Source organism: Streptomyces sp. NH27 (genome assembly GCF_056859195.1).
Window position 1 is genome coordinate 1 of sequence record NZ_JACEGK010000236.1, and the last position, 11,562, is coordinate 11,562.

Annotated in this window: 10 protein-coding genes; 6 read left to right on the plus strand and 4 right to left on the minus strand. The window is 73.0% G+C overall.

The features are described 5' to 3' along the window. On the minus strand, positions 1-483 hold a 483-nt coding region (locus AC13HU_RS20005), incomplete at its 3' end, for a GNAT family N-acetyltransferase (RefSeq protein WP_483043270.1). Positions 484-536: 53 nt separating this feature from the next. Further along, on the minus strand, positions 537-1,607 hold the full coding sequence (locus AC13HU_RS20010; protein ID WP_483043271.1) for a LacI family DNA-binding transcriptional regulator: 1,071 nt from the start codon (positions 1,605-1,607) through the stop codon (positions 537-539). A 524-nt stretch (positions 1,608-2,131) separates the two neighbouring features. Here AC13HU_RS20010 and AC13HU_RS20015 point away from each other — a divergent pair. Then, a complete protein-coding gene (locus AC13HU_RS20015) occupies positions 2,132-3,103 on the plus strand; it encodes a LacI family DNA-binding transcriptional regulator (protein ID WP_483043272.1) in 972 nt (323 codons plus the stop codon). A gap of 362 nt (positions 3,104-3,465) precedes the next feature. Further along, positions 3,466-3,618 (plus strand): hypothetical protein, encoded by a 153-nt coding sequence (locus AC13HU_RS20020; RefSeq protein ID WP_483043273.1) that lies wholly within the window; start codon positions 3,466-3,468, stop codon positions 3,616-3,618. A gap of 77 nt (positions 3,619-3,695) precedes the next feature. On the opposite strand, the gene AC13HU_RS20025 is transcribed toward AC13HU_RS20020, so the two are convergent. Then, the gene (locus tag AC13HU_RS20025; protein WP_483043274.1) at positions 3,696-4,457 is read right to left on the minus strand and encodes a FadR/GntR family transcriptional regulator; all 762 of its coding nucleotides are present in this window, start codon (positions 4,455-4,457) and stop codon (positions 3,696-3,698) included. 85 nt (positions 4,458-4,542) lie between these two features. Here AC13HU_RS20025 and AC13HU_RS20030 point away from each other — a divergent pair, with 85 nt between their 5' ends. The 3 genes from AC13HU_RS20030 to AC13HU_RS20040 all read left to right on the plus strand — a co-directional run bounded on the left by AC13HU_RS20030 (position 4,543) and on the right by AC13HU_RS20040 (position 8,457). Next, complete coding sequence (locus tag AC13HU_RS20030; RefSeq protein WP_483043275.1) at positions 4,543-6,138, plus strand: sialate:H+ symport family MFS transporter; 1,596 nt, start codon at positions 4,543-4,545, stop codon at positions 6,136-6,138. Beyond that, a complete protein-coding gene (locus AC13HU_RS20035; protein ID WP_483043276.1) occupies positions 6,138-7,055 on the plus strand; it encodes a dihydrodipicolinate synthase family protein in 918 nt (305 codons plus the stop codon). The genes AC13HU_RS20030 and AC13HU_RS20035 overlap by 1 nt, the downstream gene beginning before the upstream one ends. Before the next feature lie 196 nt (positions 7,056-7,251). Beyond that, the gene (locus AC13HU_RS20040) at positions 7,252-8,457 is read left to right on the plus strand and encodes a sialidase family protein (RefSeq protein ID WP_483043277.1); all 1,206 of its coding nucleotides are present in this window, start codon (positions 7,252-7,254) and stop codon (positions 8,455-8,457) included. Positions 8,458-8,587: 130 nt separating this feature from the next. Here AC13HU_RS20040 and AC13HU_RS20045 read toward each other — a convergent pair whose 3' ends face one another. Next, a complete protein-coding gene (locus tag AC13HU_RS20045; protein ID WP_483043278.1) occupies positions 8,588-9,715 on the minus strand; it encodes a lipid II:glycine glycyltransferase FemX in 1,128 nt (375 codons plus the stop codon). A gap of 487 nt (positions 9,716-10,202) precedes the next feature. Here AC13HU_RS20045 and AC13HU_RS20050 point away from each other — a divergent pair, with 487 nt between their 5' ends. Then, the gene (locus tag AC13HU_RS20050) at positions 10,203-11,390 is read left to right on the plus strand and encodes a winged helix DNA-binding domain-containing protein (protein ID WP_483043279.1); all 1,188 of its coding nucleotides are present in this window, start codon (positions 10,203-10,205) and stop codon (positions 11,388-11,390) included. Positions 11,391-11,562 lie beyond the last annotated feature (172 nt).

Consider the following 11,562-nt stretch of genomic DNA (forward strand, 5'->3'; position numbering starts at 1 on the left):
GGGGAGTGCGCAGCGGTAGGCGGTGGCCGGTTTCCCGTTGAGGGACAGCTCGGCGACGGCGACGAAGCCGTTGTGTTCGAGGACGCTGCGCGAGGCCGGGTTGTCGTGGGTGACGCGGGCGCGCAGCGTGGTGAGTCCGTAGGCGGTGGCGGCGAGTTCACGCAGTTCGCGCACCGCCGCGGTGGCCAGGCCGTGCCCGCTGGCCTTCTGCGCGATCCGGTAGCCCAACTCCGCCGACCCGTCCGCGGCCACCGCGATCAGGTTCACCCGCCCCACCACCTCGCCGTGTTCGGTCACCAGCACGTGCTGGTAGTCCGTCCCGGCGACCTGCCACGCGAGCAGTTGCGCGAACCGCGCGTCGAACTCGGCGAAGAACTCGTCCCCTCGGTCGGGTATCGACGCCGCGAAGTACGCGCGGTTCTCCCGCTCGAAGGCGAGTACCGCCGCGGCGTGGTCGGGACGGACCAACTGGAGCTGTGGCATGGGCGGATGGGGGCGCGGCGGCAGGTCCGGGCCGGCCCCGGCCTCCTCTCGTCTCAACGCGTCGACGTTTCAGGGGTGTTCGGGCGCTCTGCGCAGCCCGTGCCGCCCGTGCTGCCCGGAGCCGGGCCGGTGGAGCCGCGCAGGACGAGCTGGGTGGCCAGTTCCACGTGCAGCGTGTCCACGGTGTGCTGCTCCAGCAGCCGCATCAGCAGGGAGACCGCCATCCGGCCCATCTCCTCCAGGGGTTGGCGGACGGTGGTCAGGCGCGGCACGGTGCTGCGGCTCAGGTCGATGTCGTCGAAGCCGGTGATCGAGAGGCCGTCCGGCACATGCAGGTCCCGCTCGTAGGCCGCCCGCAGCGCGCCGACCGCGGCCTTGTCGTTGAACGCGACCAGGGCGGTGGGGCGTTCGGGAAGGTCGAGGAGTTCGCAGGCCGCGGCGTAGCCCCAGTCGGCGGTGGGCTCGATCGAGCGGATCAGCTCGGGGGCGGGCAGCACCCCGGCGTCCGCGAGCGCCGAAGTGTGCCCGGCGAGGCGGGACTTGCCGGCCAGCCAGTCGCCCGGCCCGCCGATCACCCCGATCCTTCGGTGCCCCAACTCCACCAGATGCGCGGTGACGCTGCGGGCGGCGGTGAGGTTCGCGGCCGACACCGACGCGATGTCCCGGGGCAGCGGGGTGCGCGGGTCGATCACCACGAACGGGAAGTCCTTCGCCCGTAGCGCCTCCAACTCCCGCTCGGGCTCCGGCGGTACGATCAGCACCGCGCCGGCGATGCCCGGGTCGTCCGGCAGTCCGGGCAGCACCTGGGTGGACCGCGCCGCGTCGCCCGCGCTCAGCACCAGCCGCCGCCCGTGCAGGTCGAGCGTCTCGGCGACCGACGAGACGATCACCCCGAAGTAGTCGGTCAGGACGTACGGGCAGCGTACGTAGATCGCACCGGTCGCGCTGCCGCGCCGGGCCGGGGCCTGCGCGCCCAGCCGCGCCACCGCCCGCCGCACCCGGCTCTCGGTGTCGGGCGCGACCCGCACCTGCCCGTTCATCACCCGCGAGACCGTCGCGATCGACACCCCCGCCTCGGCGGCGATCGCCCGGACCGTCGCCTTGCCCCCGCTCGCGCTAGCCACGCGTTACACCCTCCCGTTTCACCCGCGCAGCCTAACCCGGTCCCGGATCAGCCCACCAGGTCCACGGCAGCCGTTTCAGCGCGTTACACACGGCGGTGGGCCGGGCGGAGGGGGAGCCATCCCTCCGCCCGCCGCAGCCCGGCCCGGCCGCCCGCCCCGGGGCATTCCCGCCGCGCGCAGCACGGGGAATTGCGGTGATATGCGGGAACTACGCTGAATCGGATGAACTGCGGGATATTGCCGGGTACTGCGAGGACTTCCGGGCAGGCGGGATGACTGCGAGCACAGACGTCTCCCGGACCGGGACACTGCACTGACTGCCGCGCCCTGACGGCGAGATAACGTTTCTCGCCGAGTGGACTAAGGTTCCCGGACAGCAAGTCAAGCCCCTTGCTGATCGCGGACGATGCCGGGCCGACCCGGGGGCGCGGGCGGTGGGCGATCGAGGAGAGGGAAGCGCAGTGGCTGGTGCTGGTGCTGGTGCCGCCGGAAAGCGCGGAGGATCACGTCCGCGCCGGCCCACGATGGTCGATGTGGCCCGCGAGGCGGGTGTGGCGCTGCGTACGGTCTCCCGCGTCGTCAACGGCGACTCGACGGTGGGCGACGCGCTCGCCGAGCGCATCCGGCAGGCCATCGACCAGCTCGGCTACCAGCCCGACGAGCGGGCCCGGCAACTGCGCAGCGGACGCACCGGCACCATCGGCGCGGTGGTGCGGCACATCGCCGACGCGCACTCGGTGTTGCGCACGATCGACGAGACGGCGCGCGGCGCCGGCCTGACCGTCGTCGCGATGTCCACCGAGGACGACGAGGTGCGCGAGCGCGAGGCGGTGATGTCGATGTGCGGGCGGCGGATGGACGGGATCATCATCGAGCCGATCGCGGACGGTCACCAGTACCTCCAGCCCGAGATCGACTCCGGGCTGGCGGTGGTGGCGTTCGACCGGCCCGCCACCGGCGTCGAGGTCGACTCCGTGCTGTCCGACAACCGGGGCGGGATCGAGCTGGCCTTCCGCCATCTCGCCGCCCAGGGACACCGGCGGATCGGCTACATCGGGGACGACGAACGGATCTACACCGGGCGGGAGCGGGCGGCGGCGTTCCGCGCGTGCCTGCGGGGTGCGGGCGAGCCGCTCGACGGGAGGGTGCACCCCGGGCCGATCACGGCCGAGCGGATCTCGGCGGCGCTGGAGCGGCTGCGGGGCGGGGCGGAGCCGGCGACGGCCCTCGTCACCGGCAACTTCTCCACCTCGGTCGCGGTGATCCGTGCCCTCGGGGCGGACTACGGCGCCATGGCGCTGGTCGGGTTCGACGATTTCGGGCTGGCCGATCTGCTGCGGCCCGGGCTGACCGTTGTCGCCCAGGGCGACGGGCAGATCGGGCGTACCGCGATCGATCTGTTCCAGGCGAGGTTGCGGGAGCCGTCTCGGCCGGTTCGCACGGTGACGGTGCCGACCACGCTCATTGCGCGTGGCTCGGGTGAGATCGGTCCGTGAACGGTGCGCTGCCCTTCGGGGTGCCGCTGACCCGCCGGGACGGCCCGTGCCGTCGGTTCCGGGACCACCCGTTGGCGGGTGGCCGGTCGCTGGGGGTGCCCTCGGGAGAGAGGGCCGCGCCCCTGGGGGTGCCGTTCCTACGCGGAAAGGGCCGCCCGACGGCCCGGGACACCCCGCACCGTGCGAGAGGGCGGCCCCGGTTGTCGCATCAGCGCGGACGAGGGCGCCCGGACCGCCTACGTCCAGCCGGGGATCAGTCTGTGGGCGGAGTGGGCGGAGCGTAGTACTCGGCCAGCATCTCCGCAGGCCACGCGGGTTCGTGGACCTCACCACGGGCACCCATCACGGAGAACCACGGCTTGATGAGCAGTTGGAGCGGCCACCTCGTGGAGGAACCCGAAGACGTGGAACCCCTGCGCCTCGCCTACGACCTGCTCAGGGACACGGCACTCGCGCCCTCCGATTCGCTGACGTTCCTGCGCGCGGCGCTGGAAGAGCACACGTCCACGGGCTGAACACGGGCGTGTCGGCGACCCGACGTCCGTCGGCGTCACCTCCGCCGCTCCTCACCTGCGGGTAGTCGCCCGGGTCGTCACGCCGGGTGGGCCGGATCGGCGGCCCAGCGGTCGGTGCGGGTGGTGACGTCCGCGAAGTGCTCGGCGATGGCGTCCGCCGCGGCGTCGGGGTCGCGGGAACGGAGCGCGTCGAGGACCTTGCGGTGCTGGCGGACGACCTGGTCGTGGTCGGTGTGCGGCTTGCCGACCTCGTGTTCGAGCTGCCGGTACACCCCCCAGAACAGGGCGATCAGCTGGAGCGCGAGGGCGTTGCCGAGGGGTTCGTAGAGCAGTTCGTGGAAGCGCCGGTCGTGGTCGGCGCGGCCGGGCGCGCCGTCGGCGGCCAGCGCGTCCAACTCGGCCTGGAGGCGGTCGAGGTCGGCGGCGGACAGGTCCAGGGCCGAGCGCCGGATCAGCCCGCTCTCCAGCAGCGCGCGGACCTCCACGATGTCGCGCAGCGCGCGGGGGTTCTCGCGGCGCACCGCGAGCCGGGAGTGGAAGAGCAGCCCGGGCGCCATGGACAGCACCTGCGCGGTGCCGACGTACGTGCCGTAGCCGTGCCGGATGTCGACGATGCCGAGGGCCTGGAGGCCCTTGAGGGCCTCGCGGACCGAGTTCCGGCTGACCCCGAGGGTGCGCATCAGCTCGGGCTCCGCGGGCAGCGCGTCGCCCGGGTCGAGGTCCAGTTCGACGATCAGGTCGGTGATCTGGTCCTGCACGGTGGGTCGCCGGCCTCGGGTCGGCGGCGAGTTCTCCGGCGGCGAGGTCTCCGGTGTGGGGGGCTTGCGCTGCGCTGCCATGGCGCCTAGGTTACCTGCACCGTAGGACGTCGGACGTCCCACGTCCAACCTCATCGTTCACCCGCTCCCGAGGATGCGAGCCAGCATGAGCTACTCACAAGCACCACCGCTGCGTTGGCGTGCGGAACTGTCCCGCCAGGACTGGAAGGCGTTCTCGGCGGCGTGGCTGGGCTACGCCATGGACGGCTTCGACTTCGTCCTCATCACGCTGGTCCTCACCGAGATCTCGCACGACTTCCACCTCTCCACGGTCACGGCCGCGACCCTGGTGTCCGCGGCGTTCGTCTCCCGCTGGTTCGGCGGCCTGGCCATCGGCGCGCTGGGCGACCGGTTCGGCCGCCGCCCGGCGATGGTGCTGAGCATCGCGCTGTACGCCGTGGGCTCGGTGCTCTGCGGCTTCTCCTGGGGCTACTGGTCGCTGTTCGCGTTCCGCATGGTCGTCGGCCTCGGGATGGCCGGCGAGTACGGCACCAGCGTCACGTACCTCATCGAGAGCTGGCCGAAGAAGCTCCGCAACACCGCCAGCGGCATGATCCTTTCCGGCTACCCGCTCGGCGGCGTGCTCGCCGCCAAGGTCTACGCGTGGGTCGTGCCGCACAGCAGCTGGCGGGTGCTGTTCTGGATCGGCATCCTGCCCGTCGTCCTCGCGATCTACCTGCGCCGCCGGCTTCCGGAGGCCACCGAGTGGCAGGAGGCCGCCGACGCCGGCCGGCGCCCGGTCAGCGCCACCGCCGTCCTGTTCGCCGGCGGACGCAGACGCGTGGTCAACGTGGTGGTCTGCCTCGCCGTCGCGGTCGCCCTCGTCGTGGTGCTGCGCGGCCAGAACATGCCGGTCACCCTCGCCCTGGTCGCCGTGATCACCGCCTGTTTCGTCGCGCTGACCGTCCAGTTCGCCGGGCGCCTGTGGCCGGTCGTGGTCGCGCTGATGGTCACCGTGTTCTGCGCCTTCCTGTACTCCTGGCCGCTCCAGGCGCTGCTGCCGACGTACCTCAAGACCTCGCTGCACTACAGCCCGGACCAGGTGTCCAACGCGCTGCTGTACGCCGGTTGCGGCTACGCGGTCGGCTGCGTGCTCAGCGGCTACCTCGGCGACCGGTTCGGCACCCGGATCGCGTACACCGGGATGCTGACCGTCTCGCTCGCCTTCGTGGTGCCCGTCTTCGCGCTCGGCGCCGGCCACACCGTGTGGATGTGGGTGCTGCTGTTCATGCTGGTCGGCACCGGCTCGGGCGGCTCCGGGGTGCTGCCGAAGTACGTCAGCGACCACTACCCGCTGAACATGCGGGCCGCCGCGCTCGGCTTCAGCTACAACGTCGGCGCGCTCGGCGGCGCCGCCGCCCCCATCCTCGGCGCCAAACTCGCCAAGCCGCTCAGCCTCGGCACCTCCATCGCCGTGCTCGGCGTGGCACTCACCGCCCTGGTCGTCCTGCTGGTCGGATTCAACGTTCCGGTCCGCGTGCAGCAAGCCGCGGACCGCCGTGCCGAACGCGCCGGGCTGCCGCCGCGCGAGGGCCAGGAGGAAGGGGTGTTCGACCCGAACCCGAACCCGAACCCGGACTTGGGCGCAAGTCCGGGCCCGGGCGTGGAGACCGATCCGAACCCGGGTACGGAGCCGGGCCCGGGGCACCAGCTCGGCGCGCCCGCCGCACCGGCCCAACCCGATACCGCGAAGAGGATCTGATGTTCCACGGAGTCGTCCCTCCCCTCTGCACCCCGCTGACCGACGACGGGGACGTGGACACCGCGTCGCTGGAACGCCTCACCGCGTTCCAGCTCGACGCCGGCGTGCACGGCCTGTTCGTCGGCGGCTCCACCGGGGAGATCGCCCAACTGACCGACACCGCAAGGGACATCGCCCTGCGTACGGTTGTCGCCACCGCCGCCGGGCAGGTCCCCGTGCTGGCCGGCGCGATCGACACCGGGACCCTGCGGGTGCTGGACCACGCCCGGCGCGCCAAGGAGATCGGCGCCGACGCGGTGGTGGTCACCGCGCCCTTCTACGTCGGCGTCACCGAGCCCGAGGTGCGCGTGCACTACGAACTCCTGCACGCCGCAATCGACTTGCCGCTGGTCGCCTACGACATCCCCGCCAACACCGGCTTCAAGCTGCCGCCCGCGCTGCTCGTGAACCTCGCGCAGGACAAGGTGATCGCGGCGGTCAAGGACTCCTCCGGCGACCTCGAAAGCTTCCAGCGGGTGCTGGACGGCGTCGCGGGCAGCGGCGTGGGCTGCCTGACCGGCTCCGAGACGCTCGCGGACCTCGCGATGGCGCGTGGCGCGGACGGGATCGTGCCCGGGCTCGGCAACGTCGATCCCCACGGCTACGTTCGGCTGTACGAAGCGGCTCGGCGCGGGGACCACGCCGCCGCGCGGGCCGAACAGCGGCGGCTCACCGAGCTGTTCGGCATCATCGGGATTCCGGATCGGAGCAGGATCGGGCCGATGTCCGCGGCGCTCGGCTCCTTCAAGGCGGCGCTCGCCTCCCGCGGGGTCATCCGGTCCGGCCGCACCCAAGCGCCTTTGCTGCCGCTCACTCCGGAGGAGGCCGACGCGGTAACGGCCCACCTCGCCGCCGCGGGCTTGGGCGTTGCGCGGTAACGGCGTTGCGCGGCAACGGCACCACCCGGGCTGCCCGCCCCCGTCGGTCCCCGGACCATCCACCACCCACCACCCACCACCGGCCTGCGGCCTGCGGCCGGGAACGAGAGCGGAACCGTGGCGGCGGGGCCGGGCGGCGATCCATGAACCGTCAACACGTCAGCGACACCTACACCTACAACAGGAGGCCGTCAGCATGCCGTTCAGCCGTCGGAGACTCATCGTGTTGCCGCTCACCGCGGGAGTGCTCGGCCTGGCAGGGGTGTCCACGCGGGCGGCCGCCGCCACCGGGGCCGCCGCCACCGCTCCGGCGACGGAGACGACCGTGTTCACCTCGGGTGCCGACGGCTACGCGGTGTACCGCATCCCGGCGGTGATCCGTACGACGCACGGCACTCTCGTGGCGTTCGCCGAGGCGAGGAGCGGGAGTTCGGACAGCGCGAGGACCGTGGTCGTGGCGAGGCGTTCGGCGGACGGGGGCCGTACGTGGGCCGCGCAGGCGGTGGTCGCGGGCGACGGCACGAACACGCACGGAAACCCCGCACCGGTGGTCGACCCGCGCACGGGTCGTATCACCCTGCTGACCTGTACGAACGGCGCCGGGGTGACCGAAGCGCAGATCATGTCGGGCCAGGCGTCCGCGGCGGACGGCCGCCGGGTGTGGGTGCAGCACAGCACGGACGACGGGCGGACGTTCAGCCCGCCGAGCGAGATCACCGCGGCCACGAAGCACCCGGACTGGCGCTGGTACGCCACCGGCCCGGGCCACGCGATCGCGCTGGAGCGGGGCCGCTACCGCGGCCGGCTGGTCGCGCCCGCCAACCACTCGACGTCACCGCCGGCCGGCTCCACGGACGTCGGCACCGAGGCGAAGTACTACGGCGGCCACTGCCTGCTGAGCGACGACGGCGGCACCACCTGGCGGATCGGCTTCGTGGACGACACCCCGGACGGCGTGGTCAACGCGAATGAGGCCACCGTCGCCCAACTCCCGGACGGCGTCGTCTACTTCAACGCCCGCAACCAGAACGGCACCGCACCGGGTGTACGGGTCGACGCCCGCAGCGAGGACGGCGGCGCGCATCTGGAGCACCCGTACGCGCCCCAAGTCGATCTGGCCGGACCGGTCGTGCAGGGCAGCCTGCTGCAACCGGCCGCCGGGCCACTGCTGTTCGCCGGACCCGCCGACCCCGACGCCCGCGCCGACATGGCGGTCCGCGCGAGCACCGACGGCGGCCGCACCTGGACCTCCGTCTACACCCTCACTCAACTCCCCGCCGGCTACAGCGACCTGGTGCAGACCGGCCCCGACGAGGTCGGACTGCTCTACGAGACCGGCACGGCCACGGCGTACGACCGGATCGCCTTCACCCGCATGGCGTTGCACGCGCTGCTGCCGTGACCGGACCGGCCAGTCCCGTTCCACCCGCCGGTACGGGCGCAGGGTCGATCACCCGCGCCCGTACCGGCGTTCGCGCTCGTATTGGCGCCCGCGCCCGTACCGGCGTCCCCCGCCTGCACCTCTTTCCGGCTCAGCGCCGCGACAGGTAGGCGTCGAGCGCGCGGTGCAGCACCCGGTTGACCGGGAAGTCCCACTCGCCGATGTTCTCGCACGCCTCCCCGCCCGCACCGGACTTGAAGCGCAGCAGGCCCAAGTGCGGGTCGGACTCGTCCACGGTGTCCGTGATGCCGCGGAAGTCGTAGACGGACGCGCCCAGTTCGCAGGCGTCCTGCATCATCTGCCACTGGATCGCGTTGTTCGGCTGCACCTCGCGGCGCAGGACGGTGGAGGCGCCGTAGGAGTACCAGACGTGCCCGCCGACCGTCAGCATCGTGGCCGCCGACAGCACGTCGCCGTCGTGCGCGGCGAGGTACAGCCGCATCCGGTCCGGGTCCTCCGCCGTCAGCGCGCCCCACATCCGCTCGAAGTACCCCAGCGGTCGCGGCACGAAGCCGTCGCGCTCGGCGGTCTCCACGTACAACCGGTGGAACTCCGGCAGGTCGGAGGCGTCGCCGCGGACCACCTTCACGCCGGCGTTCTCGGCCTTCTTCACGTTGCGCCGCCACTGCTGGTTGAAGCCGCGCAGGATGTCCTCCGGCGCCCGGCCCCCGACCGGCAGCCGCCACACGAAGCGCGGCTGGCCCGCCCCGAAGCCGTCCGCGCCGGTCCGTGCCGGCCGCCACCGCGCCGCCCGCAGCCGCGCCGCCACCTCGCCGGCCCGCGGGTCCTGCCACGTCGGCTCGGCCTCGCCCAATCGGGTGACGGCGGGGTCGGCGATCGCCGCCTTGACCGCCACCGCGTCCCAACTCCTCGCCTCGACCCGCGGCCCGACCCGCACCGCGAACGCGCCCCGCGCCTTGCAGTGCGCCACCAGCGGCTCCAGCCACCGGTCCAGGTCGTCGGCGTGCCAGTCGATCACCGGGCCCTCCGGCAGGTACGCCAGCGACCGACGTACTCTCGGCAGCGGCCGGTACAGCACCAGGCCCACCCCGGCCAGCCGCCCCTGGCCGTCGCTCCACCCCAGGCACTCCGCCCGCCAGTCCGGCTTCACCCCGCCCCACGACGGCACCTGCATATGACTCGCGGTGCCCCGCTCTGCCACGAAGTCCAGGTGCTGCCGTGCGCTGATCGGTGCAACGGTGTAGGTCGTCGATGCCATCGGAAGTCAGCCGCCCTTCGCCTGCGCGGCCCCGGAGAAGTGCCGCGCGTGAACGTGTCGCGCCGGTGCTCGCAGCGTACGACGGCCCGAACCGGCCGGCCCGGCGGCGGCCGGCCCGCAATCGAGCGGCCGTTCGGTCCGCCGCGGCGCCGGCCACGTATGCCGATGCGGCGCGACCGGCTCCCGGCAGCCGCGTCACACGGCCGATTACGGTACCTCATCGGCCTGCCCAACCGCGCACCGTTCCTCGAATGACTCGACACCAGGCGCAGGCGCTCCCGCCGCGCCCCGAGCAGGGTGGCGCCGGCTGCGTAACGCCGCCGACGGCGACAGCGGCTCGACGGGCGCCCGCGGTCCGGGCGAGGCCGCCGCCGTGAACACCACCGCCGCAGCCAGCGTCGACGGCGTTACGCACCTGGCGCACCTCATCACCGACTGATCGGCCGGACGGCACCGCTCCGCGGGTGCGGGGCGGCATAATCCGGCCATGGGTCTTACCGCGCGACAGCTCACCTTGGCCACCTTGGACCGCCAACTCCTGCTCGAACGACGGCACATGGACGTGGCCGAAGCGGTTCGCCGGGTGTGTGCCGTGCAGGCGCAGACGGCCGCGTCGCCGTATGTCTCGCTGTGGAACCGGGTGCGGGACTTCGCGCCCGAGGACCTCGACGCGGCGTTCGCGGACGGCCGGATCGTCAAGGCGAGCCTGATGCGGATCACCCTGCACGCTGTTCACGCCGAGGACTACGCGGCGTGCCACGCCGCCATGCGCAGCAGCCTGCGGGCGACACGGGTCTACGACCGCCGCTTCACCTCGACCGGGCTGACCGGTGCCGACGCCGACGCGCTGCTCGCCGAGCTGCCCGGCCTGCTGGACCGGCCGCGCACCCGCGTGGAGTTGGAGGAGGAACTCGCGAAACGGTTCGGCGAGCGTGCACCCCGTCTGTGGTGGGCGTTGCGGACGTACGCGCCGCTGCATCATGTGCCGACCGGCGGCCCGTGGTCGTTCCGGCTGCCGAACACCTACCGCGCGGCCCCGGCGCGCGCCGGGACCGTACCGCAGGGCGCAGGCGCAGGCGCAGGCGCAGACGCAGACGCCGAAGCCGAAGCCGAAGTCGACGCCGGGGTACGGCTGTTGCTGCTCTCCTACCTGCGTGCCTTCGGACCGGCGACGGCGCGGGACTTCGCCCGGTTCACCTTGCTGGGCAGCGGGGTGGTCCGTAAGGCGCTGGGCGAACTCGGCGAGCAGGTGGTGCGGGTGGCGGGGCCGGGAAGCGCCGTCCTGCTCGACGTGGTGGACGGCACCGTGCCCGACGAGGACACCCCGGCCCCGCCGCGACTGCTGCCGATGTGGGACAGCGCGCTGATGGCCTACTTCGGGCACGGCCGGATCGTGCCCGAGGAGTACCGGCCGCTGATCGTCCGCCGCAACGGCGACACGCTGCCGAGCCTGCTGGTGGACGGGCAGGTCGTCGGCGTGTGGCGGGCCGTCGACGGCGGGTTGGAGCTGACCGCGTTCCGCGAGCTCGGCAAGGCCGCGTGGCAAGGACTGACCGAGGAGGCCGAGAAGCTGTCGGCCCTGCTCGCCGACCGCGACCCGGCCGCCTACGGACGCTACCGGCACTGGTGGGACAAGGGGTTCCCCGGTACCGGCGGCACGGTGGTGAAGGTCTGACCCGCGGGCACGCGCCCGCGGTTCCGGGCCCCGTTGCCAGGTGAGCAGCAGGACCGCGATGTCGTCCAGGTGCCGGCCGGCACGACCGCTCCCGCTCTTCGGCTGACCCGGCCGTCCCAGCTGACCCGGCCGTCCCGCCGCCCCCCTTGACAACCCGCGGGGCCCGCCGCTA

What these genes read in the sequence shown, in the direction of transcription:
- AC13HU_RS20015 (WP_483043272.1), top strand. Translation starts at nt 2,132, where the DNA reads ATGGTCGATGTGGCCCGCGAGGCGGGTGTGGCGCTGCGTACGGTCTCC.
- AC13HU_RS20020 (WP_483043273.1), top strand. Translation starts at nt 3,466, where the DNA reads ATGAGCAGTTGGAGCGGCCACCTCGTGGAGGAACCCGAAGACGTGGAA.
- AC13HU_RS20025 (WP_483043274.1), bottom strand. Translation starts at nt 4,457, where the DNA reads ATGGCAGCGCAGCGCAAGCCCCCCACACCGGAGACCTCGCCGCCGGAG.
- AC13HU_RS20030 (WP_483043275.1), top strand. Translation starts at nt 4,543, where the DNA reads ATGAGCTACTCACAAGCACCACCGCTGCGTTGGCGTGCGGAACTGTCC.
- AC13HU_RS20035 (WP_483043276.1), top strand. Translation starts at nt 6,138, where the DNA reads ATGTTCCACGGAGTCGTCCCTCCCCTCTGCACCCCGCTGACCGACGAC.
- AC13HU_RS20040 (WP_483043277.1), top strand. Translation starts at nt 7,252, where the DNA reads ATGCCGTTCAGCCGTCGGAGACTCATCGTGTTGCCGCTCACCGCGGGA.
- AC13HU_RS20045 (WP_483043278.1), bottom strand. Translation starts at nt 9,715, where the DNA reads ATGGCATCGACGACCTACACCGTTGCACCGATCAGCGCACGGCAGCAC.
- AC13HU_RS20050 (WP_483043279.1), top strand. Translation starts at nt 10,203, where the DNA reads ATGGGTCTTACCGCGCGACAGCTCACCTTGGCCACCTTGGACCGCCAA.